The following is a 22,521-nucleotide window of genomic DNA, read 5'->3' as shown; positions in this document are numbered from 1 at the left end:
ATGACTGGATATATAAAGATGCGTCAATTATCAGGAAGAAATGTAGTGGATCTGAGAGCAGATGAACGAACTGGGAACTATGATCGAATAATCTTGAAACACACTTGTAACAACCAGTTCAAACACGGAATTATTTACAGCCGTACAGAAATACGGCTGTGCGATTAGATTTGTTGGTCTGGTTAGGGTGTTTCTTGCGGCGGGGAGTATTTTTCTACTTTCGACAGGGTGAAGAAGTAGATAATGAAACACAGGATGAATAACCAGAACATCAGATACTCGGGCACATTGGCAATCTCGCCATAAATACCCACAGCGCTCAGTAGGGTCGCTATACTGCAGATAGCGATCAGCGTTTGCAGTGAATTCAGGCCCAGCCGCTGGAAAATGTGGTGCAGGTGTTCGCGATCCGGCTTGAAAGGGGAATCGCCACGCTTGATACGGCGAATCATAATCGCTGTCATATCCATTAAGGGGACGGCGATGATCCAAAGCGCCGTCACCGGACGCAGCGGTGGGCGGCTGCCATTCTGGCTGGCCAGCAGTAAAAACCAGATCACAGTGAAGCCAATCAGCATACTGCCGGCATCCCCCATGAAGACTTTGCGCTGTCGGCCGAATGCCCCCAGATTAAGCAGGATATAAGGGATCATGGCGACAATAATGATCCCGCACAGATACGCCAGCGATTGCTGACCATCGTAAAACAGCATGATCCCCAACCCGCCAAAGGTCACCATAGATAACCCGCCCAGCAGACCATCAATACCGTCGACCATGTTGAAGGCGTTAATCGCGCCAATCACCGCCAGTACAGTGACCAGATAGCCAAACATTCCCAGATCGATTTTGCCAAAGCCAATCATATTCCCCAGCGTATGCAGTTCAAGACCAGCAAAAACCATCATGCACACTGAGAGCAGAGCCTGGATTGCCAGCCGGAGCTTAAAGCTCACATCAAACTTATCATCCAGCGCGCCGATAATGGTCAGAATGGTAATACAGAATACGTAAAGCCCGGCATCGTCCAGTATGGTCGGCGAGTAGTAGAGAAACTGCGCTAGCGTTATGCAGATAGCCAAACCGCCAACCAGCGGGATCGCTCCCTGATGCAGCTTTCTGGCATTGGGCTTATCCACCAGACCGACACGTTTGGCGACCTTTCGAAGTAAAAAAAGTGCGGCAAATGAAGAAAAAAGACAAAGAAAAAATCGGCTATCATGCTGGGGTCCGGAGGCTTACAAAACGCAAAAAGACTACCAATATTTTGTCTCTCTAGGAAGAGAAGAAAAAATATTCAGTAAGTAAATTATTACTTTTGTTCTCTTCGTCCCAACTGCTGCCTCCGTGCTGGCCCGATGCTGAGCGATCTCAGCCTTTGTCAATTTTTTACTCTGGCATGTCTATACTTACCCTGTGTCAGAGAAAAGCCAGCAAATAAATTCAAACACAGATGTCCTCTCTGGCCCGTTCTGAAACGCGTTTTGTGTTTTTTGCAATCACGATTGTTGCAAAGTGACATTCGAGGAGAGGGGCGTTTTATAGAAGGCTACTATATCGTCGGTTTGCTGGCACAAGCTTTTTTGCAGCAGCCCGCAGATCAGAAGGACGTCCGGCCGAGGAAAATCATTCATGATCCCCGCTTGGTCTGGAATACAGTCGATATTGTCACGGCTAACGGCGGACAGGCGATTCAGTCGAAAACCGGTCATGCATTTATCAAAGAAAGGATGCGGCAGGAAGACGCCGTATACGGCGGCGAAATGAGTGCCCATCATTATTTTCGTGATTTTGCCTATTGCGACAGCGGTATGATCCCCTGGTTGCTGGTGGCTCAGTTGCTGTCTGTAAAAGGGCAGCGTCTGTCGGAGCTGGTAGCGGAAAGAATGCGGGCGTATCCGGTTTCCGGCGAAATTAATCTCATGGTCACCAACACAGACGATGCCATCGCGACAGTGCGCGCTGTGTACGAGCCGGACGCACTGGCACTGGATCAGACTGACGGGATCAGTCTGAGTTTTGCTGACTGGCGCTTTAACCTCAGGGCATCAAATACCGAACCCGTTCTGCGTCTGAATGTCGAGTCCCGTGGCGATCCCGCGCTGATGAAAGCGAAAACGGCTGAAGTGCTGGGGTTGCTTCAGCCGTTTTCTGTTTCGGTGTCATGACGAAAAAAGGTGTACTCAGAAAGGCACCTGACCCGACAGCTTCACGGTCAGCTGGCTGGCTTGCTGATAATCCAGGTTGTCGCTGACGACCTGCATTGACCAATAGCGGTGGGTGAGGGCCAGCCCGATGGCCTGACTCTGTAAAGTATACGAGAGCCGGGCACTGATCCCGCTCCAGCCATGACTGACCGCGAGATCCGTTAGTTGCGCACCATAGCCATAAAAATGGCTGGCCGACAATGCGGTATCACCAAACAGATAGGCTAAGCGGCCTGTGTACTTGGGGGTCAGCCGCTGTTTGTATTCTTTGTAACCTTCAAAGCCGCTCGCGATCGGGTTGATGTTGATGTAACCATTTTCATCGGTTTCTGCTGTGGCCGTGTTGGCAACGGCTGTGGTGTAAGGCGCGCGATCCCACATGATTTCGCCATAGGCATCCTGCACAAAAGCGGACAGAAACCAGTGTCGGTTCACCTGCCAGTCAAATCCCAGATCGGTACTGAAGCCGTAACGGCTGGTGGGTTGGTCGGCGATCCGATCCAGCAGCACATCTTCACCATAGACATAGTCCAGGTTCAGCTGACCGCTGATATCATCGCTGGCACCGCGCTGAACCTGGCCATGGAGCTGGCCTTCCATTAAATCGGTGGCTTTCAGGTAGCTGCCCGCGATATAGAAAGCCAGATTTTCAGCCGGTTCCATTCGCCAGCCGAGGCGTATGCCTTGCTGAATGGTATGGTTCACATTCAAATCTACCTGATAGGTTTTACCCGGCACCATGTCTTTCCGGTTCAGGGAATCCCCATAGAGCAAGAGTGCATCCGGCGAGTGTTTGAGAAACCATTCATAGCGGTAGAGGTAGCTGAGCGTCACATTGCGATAGCGCAGGCCAAAGGCGGCTTCGTTAAAGGTGAAGGCGTGGTTTGAGCCCTGATAATCACTTTCTTTGCCTTTGACCAGCGCATAAATGCTGTTGTTCTCAGCATAGCTTTGCGAGTTTATCTGAATAAAGGGGGCGATGGAGTCAGTCGCTGTTCCCGGCGCCAGAGGCAGCAGGCTCAGGCCTGTCAGGGTTGTTAAGGTTGTCAGCATCATAATTACAACAAGAGAGCCCTGACAGATCAGGGCTCGTGACTAAAAGAATGAATGAGCAAATCGCTTACATCGATTCGAAGGAACCGTCGGTATAACGGATCAACAACAGATTATTGTTCGTCATGCCAATCGTCCCGGTCGATTGACCGTTCACATAGATGGTGCCGCCAATATCGTCTTCCCCTTTTTCGGTCAGGGTCGCCACCAGACCTTTGCCATCGCGCAGCGAGACATAAGGCGTGTTGGTGTCACTGTAAGGCTTGTAGCTGGTGCTCAGGTAAGTGTCTTTACCATTGTAAGTCACACCGGCATCTACTTCGATCAGGTTGTAATCGTTGCGGGAGATGTCCAGCGACAGGCCAGTCGCAACTGGAGTGTTGTTAGCGTTCAGAATGTTAGCGCCTAGTGCCATTTTGACGTTGGCTCTGATGAAGCTGTCTTTGGTTTCAAAACTTTCTTCTGTGATGATTTCTTCACTTCTTGTATAGCAACGGTTGTCCCAATCAGACCACCAATCGCAGTAACGGCCACTGGTTATGTGGGTGATATCTTTTAGATGCACATAACCACCGATGTTATTCAACCTGATATCCATCAAGGCTGAAACTGCCTGATCGTCTGAAGCAATAACACCATCAATTTTAAATGTCAGGCTTTTTGCTTCGATGATGGAACTGTCTTTGCTCTCGTTGGACCAATCAGTGCCCGTACCATCCCAATATCCACTATATTCATAACCATTGAAATCGGCAGAGGAAAGACCGTCGGCAATCAGAGTGATATTTCCCGTAAAGGTATTCTGGAATGGTGTATTTTCCTGGTAGCTAAAATATGCAAGCGTTGCTTCAGAGAGTTGAAGCTTTAAGGTGTTTACCTGAGAGGCTTTCGAGGTACTCCACTCGGACTCATGGATCTCAGTTGAAGGATTGCTATAGTTTCTTTTCTCTTCTTTGGTGATCTTGGCGCTCAACACAACATGACTTTCGGAAGCATGTAATAAAGCGTCATTATAATATGCAGCCAGCTCGTTTAGCGTGATATTGGTATGCACTTCTTCTGTCGAAGTCTTGGTGCAGTAATCTGAGTAGCTACAATTCTGGTCGGTTTCAGTAACTGTTCTGGTGCTATGATCGTAAGAGCCTGTAGCCACCAGCGATACGCCATTTTGATTTACCGTATATTGTTCACCATCTTTATATACGTAATAGTCATTTTTGGTGAGCAACATACTGCCTTCGAAGTTGGCATCTGGCTTCATGGCTTCACTAATGGCAATAATGGCGCCATTGACATTTTCCAGCAACATTTCTGTATCTTCCTGCGCGATACTGCTGATATCGCCCAGTTCATCAGCAAAGTTTGTCAGTCCGGTATTCAGATCGCCGCCATCAGACGCGGCGGTATAGACAGTACGGATTTGTTTGATGAAGTCTTTGGCCTGAACGACGGCGTTCGCGACGGGTTTGTCAATATCAATACCAATCTCGATATTATCCGGATCAATGGCTGAAACATCCTGATCGGCATTATCCAGTTTTGACCCTGTGTTGCCCTGATTTTTCGAGTGGGCTTTTGCCTGACTGACCACCTGAGTGGTATCCGCCTGGATCTGGCTGACGACATTTTTATTCACCGCCAGTTTGCCATTGGCGTCATAGTCAATTAAGTCATCAATATTGACGCTGCCATTTTTGCGGCTTTGTTCAATCGATGCCGACAGAATGGCAGCCCGCAGATCTTCGTTGTCTGAACCGGTAATGGCATTGGCATCGGTAATATCGACTGAGCCCATTTCCGTAATCGGCTTGGTCAGGCCGAGTGCCTTACCGATAATGGCGTTACTGTTGTTGACTATGTCTGTCGTCAGATCCAGCGAACCGGTCAGCTCAATGGCTTTCTTCGCCGCCAGATTGGTCAGGCTGTTAACATTGGCGGTTTTGATTTCACCTGAAGAGGCAATCACGGCCAGCAGTTTGAAATCGTCAGGAACTGTCATCCACTCGCCGAATTCAATGGGATTACCGTTTGCATCCTGACAGCCGACGTAGTCACATTTCATTTGGGTGCCGTTGCCTTTGGTCACAACAACCAGCAGGGCTTTATTGGCGGGCAGGCCTTTCAGAGAGAACTGGCCTTTGTCATTGGTGGTGGTTGTGAGCAACGGTGAAACACAGTGTTGCTGGCTGGTATTCGCGACTGTGGCTTCACATACAGCGACCTGGCCTGATTTGACGATCCCTTTATTGACGACACCCGCTGTAGTGATCTTTGTTGGTGAAGGATTAGAGTCTGTACTATCGTTATGACTCCCGCTGCCACCACCACAGGCGGTTAATCCCAGCGAGGAAATGATAAGTGTCGCCAAAACTGACTTTTTCATGATATTTCCTTTGAATAAATATGAGAGCCTGAGGCTACTTTCAATGTGCCTTTTTTATTGGCTGCGATTGAGCTTGCTATCTGTGCTCTGGTCTGTCTGCCAGTTCGCGCAGTCAATGATTGCGATAAGCTTTATAAATGAATGGCTGAATAAATAAAGCCTTGATTCCAGATACAATGTGCATTTCATTTTTTAATGATGAAAACTGTGAATTGCTTCATTAGTTTTTACTTTTATTTGGTGCCTGTCATTGGGTCTTGTTTTTCTGCCAGGCTGTTTTTTGAGCGGAGAATGAATGAGGTAAGCGCACTGTTTTCGTAATAAAGGCATGAAAATGCGTGGTAAAAGCAAGATTAAAGTATGGTAACAGTGTGATTTAAACGAGATAAAAGTCCGGTAAAAAGTAGGGTCAAAAGGAAGACTGAATCTGATGGGATTTGACTAAACTGACATGCCGTCGAATATTTAACATTAACCTGTGTTGGGCGTGAAAGTTTTTCGTGAATTCAGTCGCGCAATTTTGCTGTTAATGTTTCACCTGTCATTAACTTTGTCATGCTGGGTGAATTATTTAATCTCTTAATACCAGGGGAAACAGGTGAATATTTTACACCATGGAGCCAGGGACGGGGTGACCGGTTCCTGTCATGAACTACAGCTAGGAAAATACAGTCTGTTAATAGATTGCGGTGCGTTTCAAGGCGAGGAAGCCAAAGCCAGCAATGATATTACTTTTCCTGTCGAGCCGATTCGGGCATTGATTCTGACCCATTGCCATATCGATCATGTCGGCCGTATTCCCTGGTTATTAGCGGCTGGCTTTCGCGGGCCGATTTATGCCACAGAAGCGACAGCAGCCTTGTTGCCTTTGATGCTTGAAGATGGATTAAAGCTGCAACTGGGACTGAGCGATGAAAAGTGCGAAGCCTTTATCCGGCTGGTGCGATCTCAGCTCAAACCTGTGCCATTTGATTGCCGGGCACAGATCATGCTGCCTGACGGCCAGGATGTCAGCCTGTCATTTCGTCACGCAGGCCACATTTTAGGGTCAGCCTATGTCGAGTTGCTGTTGCCTGATCGCCAGAAAGTGGTGTTCTCCGGCGATCTGGGTCCCAGCAATACCCCGCTGCTGGTTGATCCTCAGCCGCCGCAGCATGCTGATGTACTGGTGCTGGAAAGCACCTATGGCAATAAGCGCCACCCTGGCGTGGCAACACGAGAGCAGGTTTTAAAATGCGTGGTTGAACAGTCGTTAAAAGACGGGGGAGCCATTCTGATCCCGGCGTTCAGTCTGGGGCGTACTCAGGAGCTGCTGTTTGATCTGGAAAACATCGTCAACAACGAAATCAGTCAACCCACAGCGGAGAGCCCGTGGCTCAATTTGCCGATTGTACTTGATTCACCGTTAGCCATGAAAATCACGCAAGCTTATCAGGGCTTTAAACGGTTATGGACCAAAGAGGCCAAGGCAAGGCTGGACAACGGGCGCCACCCGCTGGACTTTGATCAGTGCACCCAGATTGATGAACACAGTGATCATATCGGCTTGGTGAATCGTCTGAAGGCCAGCGGCGAGCCGGCCGTTATTGTGGCTGCCAGCGGGATGTGCAGTGGCGGGCGGATCATGAATTATCTCGAAGCTTTGCTGCCGGATGCCAGAACCGACCTGCTGCTGATTGGCTATCAGGCCAGAGGTACACTGGGCCGGGAACTGCAAAACGGCGCCAAAGAAGTGATGATTAACAACAACCGCATTGAAGTGAATGCCAGAGTGCACACCATGACGGGGTATTCAGCCCATGCCGATCAGTTGGATCTGATCCGTTTTGTGAAGGGGATTGAAAAAGGACCGGCGGAGATTCGTCTGGTTCATGGCGACAGGCCTGCTCAGGAAGCACTGGCGCGGCGTTTGCAAAAGGTTAAACCGGATGCAAAGGTGATAGTTTGCGCAAACCTGAACCAGGATTAAGTCTTCACTTGCATCAGGACTGTCTTTCGATACTCTATTCTGCGCGATAACACAGTGATAGCTGAGCAGTATATTCAATCCGTTTAATGGGCTTTGTCATCTGTATTCCATATCAACCCATTAAGCTGGAGCTATCATTGTTGTTAAGTAGGCTGAGTTTGAGGACAGATAATGAAAATAACAGTAGCAGGAACAGGTTACGTTGGCCTGTCGAATGCTGTATTGCTGGCGCAAAACCATCAGGTGATTGCACTGGATATTGTAGAAGAAAAAGTAAATCAGCTGAATCAGAGGCTCTCTCCCATCGTTGATACAGAAATCAGCGAATACCTCAAACACCGTGAGTTAAACCTGACGGCCACGACAGATAAACACCTCGCGTATGAAAACGCCGATTTTGTGATTATCGCAACCCCGACCGATTATGATCCGGTCACTAATTATTTTAATACTTCGTCAGTGGAGTCGGTGATACGTGATGTGATGACCATTAACCCTGATGCGGTGATGGTGATTAAATCCACGGTACCTGTTGGTTATACTCGGCGGATCAAAGAAGAGTTTGGCACTGATAATATTCTGTTTTCACCTGAATTTCTTCGTGAAGGCCGGGCGCTGTACGATAACCTGTACCCATCACGCATTATTGTCGGTGAGCAATCGCAGCGAGCTGAAACCTTCGCAAATCTGCTGATCGAAGGCGCGGTGAAAGACGATATTCCGGTGCTGTTTACCCATTCGACCGAAGCGGAAGCGGTGAAACTGTTTTCCAATACCTATCTGGCGATGCGGGTGGCTTATTTCAATGAGCTGGACAGTTATGCTGCCGCACATGGCCTGGACAGCCGTGAAATTATCCAGGGAGTGGGGTTGGATCCACGCATTGGCACTCACTATAACAATCCTTCGTTTGGTTACGGCGGTTATTGTTTACCCAAAGATACCAGGCAGTTGCTGGCAAACTACGAGAAAGTACCTAATAACCTGATCCGCGCCATCGTTGATGCCAATGCCACCCGCAAGGACTTTATTGCTGAATCCATTTTGCGCCAGAAACCCAAAGTCGTGGGTATATACCGCCTGATCATGAAAAGCGGCTCAGACAATTTCCGGGCATCATCGATTCAGGGCATCATGAAGCGTATTAAAGCCAAAGGCGTGGATGTCGTTGTTTACGAACCCGTGCTGAAAGACGATCAATTTTTTCATTCCGCAGTGATTCGTGATTTAGCGGAGTTCAAGACAATGTCTGATGTGATTGTGTCGAACCGAATGACGCCAGAGCTGGAAGATGTGCTGGAGAAAGTCTACACCCGCGATCTGTTTGGTGCTGATTAATCAGAGAGTTCCGACCCAAATGGGGGAGTGTCTTACTTTTCTTGCGGTTTGATTTCGACATAGATCACAGAAAATTAGCATCCCTGTCTATACTTGAATTACCTCTTTGGTGATTTGAGATGGTCAGGGACTGCTATGAGAACTCTTGCGAGAATCCTTACGGGGAGCGATTCCCGAAAACCCGTCATTGCGCGAATGGCGGCTGGAATAATGGCGGCTGGAATAATGTTGGCTGGAATGACGATGAGTCTGGGTGTGAGTGCAGCAGAAACGGTAACTGACGTACCTGCTGTACCCAGAGCAACGTCAACCCCAGTGACGACCCCTTCTTCGACAACATCCTCTTCTGCGACGACCTCGTCGGCAACTGCCTCGAAAGGGTCTGCGGCGGGCATCACTACGGCGTCTGCGGCATCAGCCGGAGGCTTGACGGCCACTGTGGTTGCTGTCGGGGTGGCTGCTGTGGTGATAGGCGTCGCGTTATCGGACACCGGCGGCGGTGATGATAACCCTGCACCACCGGTCACCAATCAGCAATAATCAAACGATCGCCAGACACTGAGGCCTTTCAGTGTCTGGGATTCTTGCTCTCTATTCTTTTCTTCTTCTCTTTATCCCGGAAAAACGGGTGGGAAGGAGAGAGGTTGCTTTGGGCTCTGCCAAGCGGTGAACTCAGCTTTCGACCGCTTTTCCTTTGAGTAATTTTCGGACCCACATCCGCCCCGGATGCAGCGCATCAAGGACACTCAAAGGCAGAGGCAGGGGATCACCGCATAACTGGGATGCCAGCACTTCTCCCAGCAGCGGTGCTGAGCTGAGACCGCGAGAGCCCAGTCCTATCATGGCATACAGTCCGGAGTAGACAGGCACATCCGCGGCTTCGCTTTGTTGTTCCCGCAGATCGGCATATTGACTCAGCAGCGCCTCATAGCGGCAGACATCCCCGACGAAAGGCAAATGATCCCGGCTGGCACAGCGAACACCGGTTCGGGCATCCTGTGCGGAGAAATCGATGGCTGTTGGCCAGTCAACTGCGGGCAGACACTCAGCCAGCCGCGTCTGGTTGTCCTGATGTTCTTCTGGCGAGAAACTCAGATCGGTACTGTTGCGGCGATAACTGGCGCCGATACAGTGCGTCTGTGTGTCTGGGTTGACCGGCGTCAGATAACCGTCGTAACACAGCACCGATTTCAGTTGCGCTAGTTCACCCTGACTGGGCACATGGCTGACCTGACCACGGACTGAGTAGGCAGGAATATTCTGGGTCTGCGCGAACTCGGTAAAGCGATGCCCGTTGGCCACCACCACAGTGGAGTGGGTGAATTGCCGGTGATCACGGCTGCTCAGCGACCACTGAGCACTGTCATTCTGGCTCAGGCTGGTGATGTCAGTCTCAGTGTGCAGTGACAAGCGTCCTGTTGCCTGGGCCTGTTGGATCAGGGCGCGCGTCAGCGCTTGCGGGCACAGCCAGCCGCCAAGCGGGTAGTGCACACTGCGGTGACCTGTGGTGACGCCTGTGATGGCCTGAGTCTGTTCGACATCCAGGGCATGAACGACATCCTGCGGAAAGCCGCCGTTCAGCATCTTATCCAGTTTTTCTGCCGTTTTCTCATTCCAGGCCAGCTGAGTGACGCCGCACCAGTCATGACTGAAATCACTGACGGCAGCTGCCTGTTCGACAAACTGCCGGGCGTAGAGATAAGCCGGGGCAAAGAAACGGCTGAGCGCATCGTTGGAACCATTGAGCAGCGGGTAGACAGCACCCTGGCGATTGCCTGATGCCCCTTCTGCCGGCAGAGCGTCGGCACAGTAAAGGCTGACCTGAACGCCGCGCCGTACCAGTGCCAGTGCGGTCGCGGCTGATCCTATTCCGCCGCCAATAATCGCCACGTCGGATAAATCCGCGGTGCTCTGGCGGGCATACCAGGGGGCAAAATTGGCCCCCTGACGGCGTTCGGACAAGGTGCCGGCCAGCATATCTCGCTTGTAGCCGAACCCTTTGACTTTTTTCATGTCAAATCCGGCATCGATCAAGCCGCGACGGACAAAACCGGCGGCGGTGAAGGTCGCGGCCGTACAAGCTTCGCGGGCCAGTGCTGCCATGCCGTTGAAGAGATCCTGATTCCACATCTCAGGATTTTTACTGGGGGCAAAACCATCGAGAAACCAGGCGTCGACTAACCCGCCTGCTGGGGTCCATACTTGAGGAAGAGAGGTTTGAATGTCACCAAACCACAGGTCCAGGGTGATCATGCCGTCTTCCAGCACCAGGCGGTGGCAGTCGGCCACGGCTGGCGGATAATGGGCATGGAGCTGACGGGCAAGATCGGCCAGCTCAGGCCAGGATTCGTGGGCTTTGATCAAATCCTCGCGTGTGACCGGGAATTTTTCGAAACTGATAAAATGCAGCTCTTGAACACTGGCGTCCGGGTTCGCCTGACGAAAGGCTTTGAACCACTGCCAGACCGCAAGAAAATTCAGCCCTGTGCCAAAGCCGGTTTCTGCCACAACAAACCGGCGGCGGTCAAAGGTGTCCCAGCGTGTCGGCAGCCCATTCTGCTGCAAAAATACATAACGTGTTTCTTCGAGTCCGTTGGCATTAGAGAAATACACGTCGTCGAAATCGTGCGAAACTGGCGTACCGGCTTCGTTCCAGTCCAGAACGGCATTTTCAATCTGTTTAGGCGACGAATGGGACAAAAGGAAAACCTCTTAGTAAAGATAACGTGATGATTTTTTAAGCACGATGTGTGAAATGCCGCTATGTCTTACAGGCAAACTTTGGTAAAAGATCATCAACTGACCACGATAAGTAGCGGATTGTAACCGATCACGGGGAAAGCTGACCACTTAAGCTTACTAAACCCGTTATCATCACCGCGTTAAATGACAGTAGGAATTCATCATGAAACGAGCCGTAATTACAGGCATGGGTATCGTATCCAGTATCGGTAACAATGTGAAAGAGGTACTGGATTCTCTGAAAACAGGTAAGTCAGGCATTAACTTTTCTCAGCAGTTTGCAGACGCAAAACTGCGCAGCAATGTCTGGGGTGACCTGAAAATGAACCCGGCTGATCATATCGATCGTAAAAAAATGCGTTTCATGGGCGATGCCGCAGCCTTCGCGTATTTGTCTATGGAGCAGGCAATTGAAGATGCTGGTCTGACTGAAGAGCAGGTCTCGAATGAACGGACTGGTCTGGTGGCCGGTTCGGGTGGTGCATCCTCGTATAACCAGGTTGCAGCCGTTGATATTCTGCGTGAGAAAGGTGTGAAACGTGTCGGTCCTTACATGGTACCGCGTACCATGTCGTCCACCGTATCTGCCTGTCTGGCAACCCCATTTAAGATTCGTGGTGTCAACTACACCATGAGTTCTGCCTGTGCGACATCCGCGCACTGTATCGGCCACGCGCTGGAGCTGATTCAACTGGGCAAACAAGACGTTGTATTCGCCGGTGGCGGTGAAGAACTGGACTGGTCACTGACCATGATGTTCGATGCTATGGGCGCGCTGTCGACCAAGTACAATGATGATCCATCAAAAGCATCACGTACCTATGATGCCGACCGTGACGGTTTTGTGATTTCCGGCGGCGGCGGCATGGTTGTCGTGGAAGAGCTGGAGCATGCGCTGGCACGCGGCGCGAAAATTTACGGTGAAATCGTCGGTTATGGCGCGACATCGGATGGCTATGACATGGTTGCCCCTTCAGGTGAAGGTGCAGTGCGTTGTATGAAGATGGCGATGCAGGATCTGGATGCCCCTATCGACTACATCAACACACACGGCACCTCAACGCCTGTGGGTGATGTGAAAGAGCTGGGTGCCATTCAGGAACTGTTCGGTCAGAACAGTCCGGCGATTTCAGCCACCAAAGCCATGACAGGTCACGCTCTGGGTGCTGCCGGTGTTCATGAAGCCATTTATTCCACGCTGATGCTGGACAATGACTTTATTGCGCCGAGCATTAACATTGATAATCTGGACCCGGCAGCAGAAGGTCTGGACATTGTGCGTGAAACCCGTGAGGCCAAGCTGAAAACCGTGATGTCGAACTCGTTTGGTTTCGGCGGCACCAACGCGACGCTGGTGATCAAGAAATACGAAGCTTGATAAGCTGGCATACAGGTGATGCTTCATGCAGAGTCTGTAGCCCCTGATTTCCAGGCCGGCGCGAGATTCAGGGCTTCCTGTATCGCGCCAGTATTCAGACGCGGCACTGATCGAGTGTTCTTCCCCCATCCTGGATGTTTAACCCGGTATTAATACCGGGTTTTTTTGTTGTTGCAGGATGGTCAGTCAGTCTGAGCTTTTCTTGACATCAGCCGAATTTTTCCCATGCTAGTCCGCAATTGATTCGCGCTACTTTTTCGGAGCCCCAATGAAAATCCTTGTAGATGAAAACATGCCCTATGCGGTTGAACTGTTCGGTCGCTTAGGTGAGGTGATAGCCAAACCTGGTCGTACACTGACAGCCGATGATCTGGTTGATATTGATGGCCTCATGATACGTTCAGTCACCAAAGTGAATGCCGATTTACTGGCAAAAGCCGACAAGCTGCGTTTCATTGGCACGGCAACAGCCGGTCAGGACCATATTGATCAGGCCGCGGTGCAAGCGAAGGGAATTGCCTACACAGCCGCGCCGGGCTGTAACAAGGTCGGGGTGGCTGAATATGTGCTCAGCAGCCTGATGGTGCTGGGCCAGCAGCAGGGATTTTCGATTTTCGACAAAACGGTCGGGATAGTCGGAGCAGGCAATGTCGGCTCGTACCTGGCTGGCTGTCTGGACGCCTTAGGTATCCGCTATTTGCTCAATGATCCCATCAAAGAAGCGGCAGGTGATCCGCGTCAGTTTGCTTCACTGGACACTCTGATTCAGCAGTGCGATGTCATGACCCTGCACACACCGTTGACCAAACAGGGCGATTATCCGACTCATCACCTGGTCGATCAGGCGTTTCTTTCCCGCCTGAAAGACGGGGCGATTCTGATCAATGCCGCCCGGGGACCCATTGTTGACAATCAGGCTCTGAAACAGGCCCTGCAACAGTCGCAATCCGGTCAGGGCAAAGTACTGACGGCGGTACTGGATGTGTTTGAGCATGAGCCTCTGGTGGATCGCGATCTCTTGCCTCTGCTGGCATTTGCCACTCCCCATGTGGCAGGCTACGGTCTGGAAGGCAAAGCCCGCGGCACGACTATGATTTTCAACAGCTTCTGCGAATTTCTTGGCCGAGACGACAGAGTAGAAGCGGCAGAATTGTTACCGGTTGCGCCTGTGCCGTTTGTACAACTGAGCAGGGCGTGGGATGAAGACACGCTCTTCACCTTGATTCAGCTGATCTATGATGTCAGAAAGGATGACGCTCTGTTTCGCCGTAAGATGCAGGCGGTCGATGATGCCGCGATGGTGTCGGAATTCGATAAGATGCGAAAAAATTACTGGGATCGGCGCGAATACAGTGCGGTCACAGTAGAAGGTCAGGGGCATTTTGGGTTAGAGTCGCTGGCTAAATTAGGTTTTACTGTTGAGGAAACACCATGAGTCAGGAATTTGATATTGCCATTCTCGGAGCCACCGGTGCCGTTGGGGAAGCCATGGTTGAGGTGCTGGAGGAGCGTAATTTTCCTGTCCGTAACCTGTATCTGCTCGCCTCCGAGCGCGGTGCGGGCAAGACGCTGCGATTCAAGGGCAAAAGTGCCCGCGTGACCAATGTCGAAGACTTCGACTGGACGCAGGTGCAGCTGGCGTTGTTTTCTGCCGGTTCTGAGGCCTCTGAACATTGGGCGCCGATTGCCGCCGACGCGGGTGTGGTGGTGATTGATAATACCTCATGCTTCCGCTACGACCCTGAAATTCCGCTGGTGGTGCCGGAAGTGAACCCGGAGGCACTGGCTGATTTTCGTAACCGCAATATTATTGCCAATCCAAACTGTTCGACGATTCAGATGCTGGTGGCCCTGAAGCCGATTCATGATGCGTATGGCATCGACCGGATTAACGTGGCGACCTACCAGTCTGTTTCCGGCTCGGGGAAGAGTGGCGTGAATGAACTGGCGGGCCAGACGTCCAAGCTGCTGAACGGTTTGCCGGTGGAAAACAAAGTCTATTCGAAGCAGATTGCCTTTAACTGCCTGCCGCAAATCGATGAGTTCATGGATAACGGCTACACCAAAGAAGAAATGAAAATGGTGTGGGAAACCCAGAAAATTCTGGGGGATGCCAATATCCGCGTGAACCCGACTTGTGTTCGTGTGCCGGTCTTCTACGGTCATGCGGAAGCTGTGCATGTGGAAACCTGCCAGCCGGTGATCATGGAAGAAGTGATCAGCCTGCTGGAAAATGCCGAGGGCATCGAAGTGTTCCACGGCAGCGAGTACCCGACTCAGGTGGTGGACGCCATCGGCAAAAACCATGTCATGGTCGGCCGTATCCGGGAAGACATCAGTCACCCTTGTGGTCTGAATATGTGGGTGGTGGCGGATAATGTCCGTAAAGGTGCAGCAACCAACAGCGTGCAGATTGCTGAGAAACTGATCCAGGAATACCTTTAAGACACAAAGCGAGTTGTTCCGGCCACCAAACGGCCGGAGACACCCGACGATGCAAAGGCGTGCGAATGAGCACGCCTTTGCATTCCTTTAGCCAATTTCTTGATCTTCACAGTAAAAGCCGGGCATGGTGATTGACATCAAGCCATGGCAGGCAACAATCACTTTTAATGTTCACAAACGCCTGTCGTTTTGCATTTACGCTCAAGTATTCTGGCTACAGGCCGAAGAATTCCTAGTTTACTATCTCTGCCAGAGAGGACAGCAGGCAGTGTCTGACTCATCAAATAAAATGAAACGTGCCATCTTACCGGTCGTCATCGCATCGGCGGCTTTGCAGCTCCCTGTCACCGTACAAGCGAACACGGTTCGAATCATGGGGCCGGCTGACCAGGTTGCAGAGCCCGTACAACCACCGGCGCCTGCGGTGTCACCCGCGCCGTCGCCCCGACCCGCTGTGACTCAGCCTCGCGCGGCCACACCGCGTCCAGCGACTGCCCCCGGCAATCGTTCCGTTGGTATTTACGGCCCGACCGGCGAAAACGAAACCTTATGGTCCATTGCATCACGATATAAGCCCAATGACAGCGTTTCTATTTATCAGGTCCTCGGGGCAATTTTCCGGGCTAATCCCAATGCCTTCACCGACAGCAACATTCATGGCCTGATCCCGGGCAGCCGCCTGAGAATGCCGACCATGGCTCAGATTCAGGCGGAAAATGCCGATCAGATACGCAATCGCGTCGAAACTGACCTTCAGCGCCGGGAGCAAGCGCGTGCGCGTACGGGCAGTACGCCCGCAAGTAATAATCCCCGTCCGGCCTCTGCATCAGCAGGGACTCCGGGGACAGGCCCGGCTTCTGCACCCAGATCGACGCCAGCACCGAAACCGGCCGTGTCTGCACCTCAGGTACAGGCTCAGCCCGCGTCAACGGCGGCTACCGTGCCGGAACGCCCAGCTGCAACAGCAGCCTCTGCTTCCACCACACCGGCTCCGGGGTTGCCGCCGCTGCCGCAAGCCCAGCGAATGGTGCGCTTTCGCCTGCGCTTCAGGAGCAGCTTGGCATCTCAGATGAAGAGCTGACAAAATTACGCGAAAGCAATCAGCTGCTGCGTGTGCGTCTGTCTGAAATGCAGCATGAAATTGGTGCGCTGAAAGAACAGCTGGCGGGCGACGAAGAGTTGCGCGGGGAAATTCAGTCTTTCATTGCCCAGCAAAAGGCGCAGCAAGGCCAGGTTGACGCGCCGCTGGCTGAACAACCGCCAGTCCACTGGCTCGATAAACTGGCTGCAAATCCGTGGGCACTGGCAGGTGCAGCCCTGATCCCTGGTAGCCTGATTGCAGGTTTGCTGGCCTTTTTCGTGGGCCGGCGCCGTAAAGAAGAAGATACCGCTCCCCCTGCCGCCGAGGTCAGCAAAGAAGCGCCTCAGCCAATGGTTGCTGATCTGGACGATGATGAGCCGCATCTGGGGCTGGACAGTGAAGACAGCAGTCTTGATGACCTGTTTGATGATAAGACGCCGCAGGACAACCCGATCTTCTCGGACAATCTGTTTGATGATAATGATGCAGAGCTTGATGAACTGGATCTGACGGACGGACTGGAGGACGCTTTTGGCAATGAATTGCCAAAGAGTGATATCTCGGTGAAGAACAAGGATCAGGCCATTGGTCTCCAGGATATGGAGCGCGCACTGGACCAGATTGATCAGGCACCACCGCAGGAGAAAGAAGACAGCCTCAGTGGCATTTGGGACAAGCCTTTCAGCGCTCAGGATAACGAAGAAACCGACTTTGATCTTGCCGTTGGTTTACTGGAAGACGAGGACGCGTTGCCGGCAAAGCCCGTTAAGGACAACCGCAATGACGAACTGTTCGATGCCTTTGCCGACAGTGAAGTAACTGGTCATAAAGCCGACAGTATTGAGCTTGGCATGCTGGATCAGGACATCCTCAATGAACTGATGCAGGATTTTGAACGTGAAGATGACGTCCAGCCTGAGCCTGTCAGCCCAGCGGTGAACAATGCCCAGGCTGACAGCACGGAAGAGGATTGGGACCTGGACGATCTCAATGCCGATTTCAACCTGGATGCCAGCAGCACAGAGTTGCTGGACGAGCTGATTGATGATCAGGAAAGTGATGCTGACAACAGCGACTTTGAACTGGATGAAAACAGTACGGTACTGCTGGACGAGTTGCTGGATGAAGACAGCCAAAACGCGCAGATCGATCCTGAGCTGGATGCTGAAGAAAACGCAGAGGAAGACAAAGATGTCTTCGATGAGCTGCTGACACTGGATGAGGAAGATCCTCAGGAAGAGGACACAATCAGCGCGGATGACATCGACGATCTGATTTTTCTGAAAAAACCGTCGATGAGCACTTAAGTGAGCTGGATGACACTGAGCTACAGAGCGAGCCGTCAGAAGAGTACTTCCAGGGCATAGCCGATGTCGGTGACTCGGTTTCAGAGGGCACTGAGACCCAAGATTCTGAACTTGATGATGCTGACGTTGATATTTCTGAGGCTGATAAGTCCGAAGCTGAGAAAGCGATCGCCGCCGCGTCATCAGCTGCAGCCCAGACAGCAGTTGATGAACCAGAAGCTGTTGCTGAAACTGAATCAGAGCCGGTATCTGAGCCAGAAACGACAGCCAGCCAGGATGCGCTGTCCGATGAAACGGACCCGCAGCAGGATGATATTGATAGCCTGCTGAGTGACATCCAGAGTGATGACGCCGTCGTGATGGGATCTGACAGCGCGGATTCTGCCCCGGACGATAATATCGAAGCCGAGGATTCAGACGCTGTGGATGCACCGGTTTCATACAGCGAAGCACCGGCAACTGAGTTTGACGATACTGAAGCAGAACCAGAAGCAGAACTAGAGCCGGAAGCAGAGCCAGAGCCAGAGCCAGAGCCAGAGCCAGAGCCAGAGCCAAGCTTGTCTGTAGAGCAAGATGCAGACGCAGAAGCGAGTGAGCAGGAAGTTGCGGAACACGCGGCGCCAGAAGCGCAGCCGGATGTGACTGCTGAGTCTGCTCAGGCGTTACCCGACCCAGAGTCGGCTGAAGATCACGATACCGAAGCCGTGCAATGGCATCACGACAGTGATGAAGCCTGCCAGTTGATCGAGCAGAACCGGTATCTGAAATCGGAACTGGCTGAAAAAGCTGCCGATGAGGCTCAAGCACAGGATCAGACTCAGATTCAGACCCAAGAGCGGGCTGCAGAGCCTGAGCCTGTGGCCAATGAACAGACTTCCCCGACGCTGGATGCAGCGGCGGAGCAGCCCGAAGCAACACTCGATCCTGCCTGGGATGAGGCTGTTGCCGGACGCCAGGAGCCTGTGTTCAACCTGGAGGATTTTCCGGAGTTCGACGAAGAAGCTGCGCTGCTCGACCCGGAAGCTGTCTCGTTGGAAGACGATGAGGATGACAAAGGTTGGTCCGATGATGATGCCCTGGACGCGCTCAATAGAGTGTCGGAGCAGTTACAGCTGGCTGCGCAGGCTGTGGAGCGCAAAGGCGATCTGACTGAAACAGAAGCAGAACCGGGACAAGATTCGCCTTCATTGCAAGATGTATCTTCTTCGCAACAGGCTTCTTCCGGGCAAGAGACTGCCGGGCAAGCCGTGCCTATGCATGGCAAACCTCAGTACGAATATGCGGTGATCGATCCGGCGAGCTTGCCTGAGTTTGATGAAGATGATGCCTTGAATGCCTCGTTTGAAGAGCAGATGGAGCTGGAGCAGTATGAGCAGGAACTGAAGCACGGTGAAGAAACGCCGACAGACCAGCCACAGTTGCCGTCACAGCCGCAGCCAGGATCCGAGCTGAATGAGCCCTGGAGCGATGAACTGATCGACTCCGCAGGCTTGGATATGGCGGCGCTGCTGGCAGAACCTGAACTTGAACTGCCAACCATGCAGGCGTTTGATGCGTTTCAGGCCGATGAGACACTGCCTTCAATGCACACCGAAGACAGTGCGGAAACTGAGCCAGAGGCACATTCTGAATGGCCTGCGCTGACGGACGACAATCGCCAGACAGAGAATAGCCACACAGACAGTGATCGGACCGACATTGGCAATATCCCGTCAGACAGCAGCCAGCCAGCCGGTGAGCATGGGGTTGAGCTGACTGATCTTGCGCTCTCGGAGCATGTGTTGCCTGATGCCGACGTTCCGGCTGAGCCTGAATCTTTGCCAGCGTCAGAGCCAGAACCAGAACCTGAACTCAGAGCAGAACAAGACAACCCTGACGAGTTCGAGCATGAGCAGTGGCTGTTACATGAAAGCGTGCCGCTGTCCGAGCTGGATGATCAGGAACTGTCCCCGGAGGAAAGCGCTATCTGGGGAGCGGATAACCCTGAACCTGAACTGGAAAGTGAAGACTGGGGTGAACAGCCGCCGCTCTCTGAACAGGCTGACGATCCTGCAGACGGCGCAGATACTCAGGCAGAGAGCCAGCTGATTGCCTCGGCAAGTGACAACGAGCCTTACATCAGCATTGATGAACTGATGAAAGAGCTGGAAGGGGAATCGGATCCTGAACTGGATTCAGCACCGCTGAAGCTGGATGTGGGGCTGGATGAGTTTCCGGATGTGTTAGCCGGCATAGGCGATATTGATGTCGACGGTGCGGGTGAGTACGCCAGCAAACTCGATTTGGCCAAAGCCTATCTGGAAATGAATGACACTGACGGGGCATACTTTTTACTGGATGATGTGGCTGAAAACGGTGATGGCGATGTCAGCCGTGAAGCTGCGAATCTTTTATTAAAGATGGATCGCTGATCATTTCATCACACTGAACAGGAAGTCCGCGGATGCGGGCTTCTTTTCTTTTAGCGCTTTTTTTATAATCCCTGCTTTCGCTTTGCTGGCGGACACGCTGGCAGGGTTTTCAGATAAGTAAGAGTGCAGACATGCGAATTGCCTTAGGAATTGAGTACGACGGGAGCCGCTATTTTGGTTGGCAGCGTCAGCGTGATGTGGACAGTGTGCAGGGCAGACTGGAAAAAGCGCTGAGCAAGATTGCCAACCAGACCATAGAGGTACAATGCGCCGGTCGTACCGATGCCGGTGTGCACGGTACCGGGCAAGTGGTGCACTTTGATTGTGATACCCCGCGCAAGCTGGTGGCCTGGACGATGGGAACCAACGCCCATTTGCCCAAAGACATCGCTGTGCGCTGGGCAAAGGAAGTGCCGGATGAGTTTCATGCCCGTTTCAGCGCCACCGCCAGACGCTATCGTTATGTCATTTACAATCATGCGCTGCGGCCTGCTATCCTTGGTTCGGGTATCAGCCATTATCACGGTGAACTGGATGCTGAAAAAATGCATCAGGCTGGGCAGTACTTGCTGGGCGAGAATGACTTTACTTCATTCCGGGCGGTGTTTTGCCAGTCCCGCAGCCCGTGGCGTAATGTGATGCATCTGAATGTTACCCGGCAGGGCCATTACGTCATCATAGATATCAAGGCCAATGCCTTTGTTCATCATATGGTGCGGAATATCACAGGCAGCCTGATTAAAGTGGGACGGGGCGAAGAAACACCTGAATGGATTCAGTGGCTGCTGGCAAAGAAGGATCGTACTTTAGCGGGCGCGACCGCAAAAGCGGAGGGCTTGTATCTGGTTGAAGTGGATTATCCAGCGGTCTATGATTTGCCCTGTGTCCCTGCTGGCCCGCTGTTTTTATGAGCAGATGGCCCGGTTGACTGGCCGTAGCGTACTGGGCTGGTTGCCTTGCAGGCAAGGTCTGCAGAAATTGAGTGAAATGTGAGCGAGGTCGGGTAAGTCGGGCGTTCACTGGTCGGTCAAGTTTCTTGAGCTAAGATCCCGTTAATACTCTATTTCCTCAAGGTACAACCAGTTTTTTATCTACACTTAGACGAGTTTGTGTTTTAATTCCGGACTTGAAATTATCGAATTGATTATCCCTTGCCACAGGGCGGGGGAGATGTAAATGAAAGGTCATTCATGAGCTGGCTTGAAAAGATCCTCACAAAAAGCAACATTGTAACGTCTCGTAAAGCATCTATCCCTGAAGGGGTATGGACGAAATGTACCTCTTGTGAACAGGTACTTTATTACGCTGATCTTGAGCGCAATCTGGAAGTTTGCCCAAAGTGTGATCACCACATGCGAATGAAAGCCCGTCGCCGACTGGAAACCTTCCTCGATGAAGAAGGTCAGGTGGAGATTGCTGCGGAGCTGGAGCCTAAAGATCACCTCAAATTCCGTGACTCGAAAAAATACAAAGACCGTATTGCTGCAGCCCAGAAAGCCAGCGGTGAGAAAGATGCCCTGGTGGCCATGAAAGGAACATTGTTGCAGCAGCCTGTGGTTGCCTGTGCCTTTGAATTTTCCTTCATGGGCGGCTCTATGGGCTCGGTTGTCGGTGCCAAGTTTGTGCGCGCGGTTGATGAAGCGATTGCCAATAACTGCGGTCTGGTATGTTTCTCTGCCAGCGGCGGTGCCCGTATGCAGGAAGCACTGATGTCTCTGATGCAAATGGCGAAAACCAGTGCGGCGCTGGAACGTTTATCGGCGAAAGGCCTGCCTTTCTTCTCTGTGCTGACTGACCCGACTATGGGGGGCGTGTCTGCCAGTCTGGCGATGCTGGGGGATATCAACATTGGTGAACCGAAAGCACTGATTGGTTTTGCCGGACAGCGGGTCATTGAACAGACGGTACGCGAAAAGTTACCTGAAGGTTTCCAGCGCAGTGAATTCCTGCTGGAGCATGGCGCGATTGATATGATTGTTGACCGCCGTGAAATGCGTCAGCGTATTGGCGGCCTGCTGGCCAAGATGATGAATGCCGAGTCTCCGCTTGTGGTGTCTGTCGAAAGGGAGCCGCAGGTATCAGCGGACGTAGAAGCTGACAGCGATACCGAGTCTGCGCAAGACAAAGCTTAAAACGAAAAACGCCTGGTTGAATACCGGGCGTTTTTTTGGCGCAGACAAATGTCAGGCTAAAGTGAAAAGCGGTCT

The 22,521-nt window shown here is 52.0% G+C and carries 14 protein-coding genes and 2 pseudogenes; 12 read left to right on the top strand and 4 right to left on the bottom strand.

The genetic code is table 11. The features are described 5' to 3' along the window. Window positions 1-182: 182 nt before the first annotated feature. Window positions 183-1,208: pseudogene (gene wecA / locus P4S53_RS19995) on the bottom strand (UDP-N-acetylglucosamine--undecaprenyl-phosphate N-acetylglucosaminephosphotransferase); the annotation flags it as partial. A 324-nt stretch (window positions 1,209-1,532) separates the two neighbouring features. Here wecA and P4S53_RS19990 point away from each other — a divergent pair. Next, a pseudogene (locus P4S53_RS19990) lies at window positions 1,533-2,168 on the top strand (phosphomannomutase CpsG); the annotation flags it as partial. Between the two features lie 15 nt (window positions 2,169-2,183). On the opposite strand, the gene P4S53_RS19985 reads toward P4S53_RS19990, so the two are convergent. Both P4S53_RS19985 and P4S53_RS19980 read right to left on the bottom strand, forming a co-directional pair. Further along, on the bottom strand, window positions 2,184-3,263 hold the full coding sequence (locus tag P4S53_RS19985) for a hypothetical protein (protein ID WP_337114066.1): 1,080 nt from the start codon (window positions 3,261-3,263) through the stop codon (window positions 2,184-2,186). Between the two features lie 64 nt (window positions 3,264-3,327). Next, window positions 3,328-5,643: a hypothetical protein gene (locus tag P4S53_RS19980; protein WP_337114065.1), complete on the bottom strand. Its 2,316-nt coding sequence runs from the start codon at window positions 5,641-5,643 to the stop codon at window positions 3,328-3,330. Window positions 5,644-6,241: 598 nt separating this feature from the next. Between P4S53_RS19980 and P4S53_RS19975 the strand changes: the two genes are divergently transcribed. The 3 genes from P4S53_RS19975 (at window position 6,242) to P4S53_RS19965 (ending at window position 9,490) form a co-directional block, all read left to right on the top strand. Beyond that, window positions 6,242-7,612, top strand: coding sequence for an MBL fold metallo-hydrolase (locus tag P4S53_RS19975; RefSeq protein ID WP_337114064.1), 1,371 nt, complete (start codon window positions 6,242-6,244; stop codon window positions 7,610-7,612). A gap of 171 nt (window positions 7,613-7,783) precedes the next feature. Next, entirely contained in the window at window positions 7,784-8,950 is a 1,167-nt protein-coding gene (locus tag P4S53_RS19970) for a nucleotide sugar dehydrogenase (protein WP_337114063.1), read from the top strand. 243 nt (window positions 8,951-9,193) lie between these two features. Beyond that, window positions 9,194-9,490: a hypothetical protein gene (locus P4S53_RS19965; RefSeq protein WP_337114062.1), complete on the top strand. Its 297-nt coding sequence runs from the start codon at window positions 9,194-9,196 to the stop codon at window positions 9,488-9,490. A 132-nt stretch (window positions 9,491-9,622) separates the two neighbouring features. Here P4S53_RS19965 and mnmC read toward each other — a convergent pair whose 3' ends face one another. Beyond that, entirely contained in the window at window positions 9,623-11,650 is a 2,028-nt protein-coding gene (gene mnmC, locus P4S53_RS19960; protein ID WP_337114061.1) for a bifunctional tRNA (5-methylaminomethyl-2-thiouridine)(34)-methyltransferase MnmD/FAD-dependent 5-carboxymethylaminomethyl-2-thiouridine(34) oxidoreductase MnmC, read from the bottom strand. A 205-nt stretch (window positions 11,651-11,855) separates the two neighbouring features. Between mnmC and fabB the strand changes: the two genes are divergently transcribed. The 8 genes from fabB to accD all read left to right on the top strand — a co-directional run bounded on the left by fabB (window position 11,856) and on the right by accD (window position 22,446). Next, window positions 11,856-13,070: a beta-ketoacyl-ACP synthase I gene (fabB, locus tag P4S53_RS19955; RefSeq protein ID WP_120511410.1), complete on the top strand. Its 1,215-nt coding sequence runs from the start codon at window positions 11,856-11,858 to the stop codon at window positions 13,068-13,070. A 268-nt stretch (window positions 13,071-13,338) separates the two neighbouring features. After that, a complete protein-coding gene (locus P4S53_RS19950) occupies window positions 13,339-14,505 on the top strand; it encodes a 4-phosphoerythronate dehydrogenase (RefSeq protein WP_337114060.1) in 1,167 nt (388 codons plus the stop codon). Continuing rightward, window positions 14,502-15,515 (top strand): aspartate-semialdehyde dehydrogenase, encoded by a 1,014-nt coding sequence (locus P4S53_RS19945; RefSeq protein ID WP_337114059.1) that lies wholly within the window; start codon window positions 14,502-14,504, stop codon window positions 15,513-15,515. Before P4S53_RS19950 ends, P4S53_RS19945 begins: the two co-directional genes overlap by 4 nt. Before the next feature lie 268 nt (window positions 15,516-15,783). Beyond that, window positions 15,784-16,596, top strand: coding sequence for a FimV/HubP family polar landmark protein (locus P4S53_RS19940; protein ID WP_337114058.1), 813 nt, complete (start codon window positions 15,784-15,786; stop codon window positions 16,594-16,596). Window positions 16,597-16,628: 32 nt separating this feature from the next. Then, window positions 16,629-17,903, top strand: coding sequence for a hypothetical protein (locus P4S53_RS19935; protein ID WP_337114057.1), 1,275 nt, complete (start codon window positions 16,629-16,631; stop codon window positions 17,901-17,903). 359 nt (window positions 17,904-18,262) lie between these two features. Further along, window positions 18,263-20,314 carry a FimV/HubP family polar landmark protein gene (locus P4S53_RS19930; protein WP_337114056.1) on the top strand — a complete coding sequence of 684 codons (2,052 nt, stop codon included), beginning with the start codon at window positions 18,263-18,265 and terminating at the stop codon, window positions 20,312-20,314. 131 nt (window positions 20,315-20,445) lie between these two features. Then, a complete protein-coding gene (gene truA, locus P4S53_RS19925) occupies window positions 20,446-21,225 on the top strand; it encodes a tRNA pseudouridine(38-40) synthase TruA (RefSeq protein WP_337114055.1) in 780 nt (259 codons plus the stop codon). 279 nt (window positions 21,226-21,504) lie between these two features. After that, window positions 21,505-22,446: an acetyl-CoA carboxylase, carboxyltransferase subunit beta gene (gene accD / locus P4S53_RS19920; protein WP_337114054.1), complete on the top strand. Its 942-nt coding sequence runs from the start codon at window positions 21,505-21,507 to the stop codon at window positions 22,444-22,446. The last annotated feature ends 75 nt before the right edge of the window (window positions 22,447-22,521 follow it).

This window comes from Photobacterium sp. Hal280 (assembly GCF_037162255.1).
GTDB lineage: Bacteria > Pseudomonadota > Gammaproteobacteria > Enterobacterales > Vibrionaceae > Photobacterium.
This window is presented reverse-complemented; position numbering and strand designations above follow the sequence as displayed.

Bases quoted from the DNA above. Each gene is read 5' to 3' on its own strand.
- accD (WP_337114054.1), top strand. From the start codon at position 21,505: ATGAGCTGGCTTGAAAAGATCCTCACAAAAAGCAACATTGTAACGTCT.
- P4S53_RS19930 (WP_337114056.1), top strand. From the start codon at position 18,263: ATGGGATCTGACAGCGCGGATTCTGCCCCGGACGATAATATCGAAGCC.
- P4S53_RS19980 (WP_337114065.1), bottom strand. From the start codon at position 5,643: ATGAAAAAGTCAGTTTTGGCGACACTTATCATTTCCTCGCTGGGATTA.
- P4S53_RS19950 (WP_337114060.1), top strand. From the start codon at position 13,339: ATGAAAATCCTTGTAGATGAAAACATGCCCTATGCGGTTGAACTGTTC.
- P4S53_RS19945 (WP_337114059.1), top strand. From the start codon at position 14,502: ATGAGTCAGGAATTTGATATTGCCATTCTCGGAGCCACCGGTGCCGTT.
- P4S53_RS19985 (WP_337114066.1), bottom strand. From the start codon at position 3,263: ATGATGCTGACAACCTTAACAACCCTGACAGGCCTGAGCCTGCTGCCT.
- truA (WP_337114055.1), top strand. From the start codon at position 20,446: ATGCGAATTGCCTTAGGAATTGAGTACGACGGGAGCCGCTATTTTGGT.
- P4S53_RS19970 (WP_337114063.1), top strand. From the start codon at position 7,784: ATGAAAATAACAGTAGCAGGAACAGGTTACGTTGGCCTGTCGAATGCT.
- P4S53_RS19965 (WP_337114062.1), top strand. From the start codon at position 9,194: ATGAGTCTGGGTGTGAGTGCAGCAGAAACGGTAACTGACGTACCTGCT.
- fabB (WP_120511410.1), top strand. From the start codon at position 11,856: ATGAAACGAGCCGTAATTACAGGCATGGGTATCGTATCCAGTATCGGT.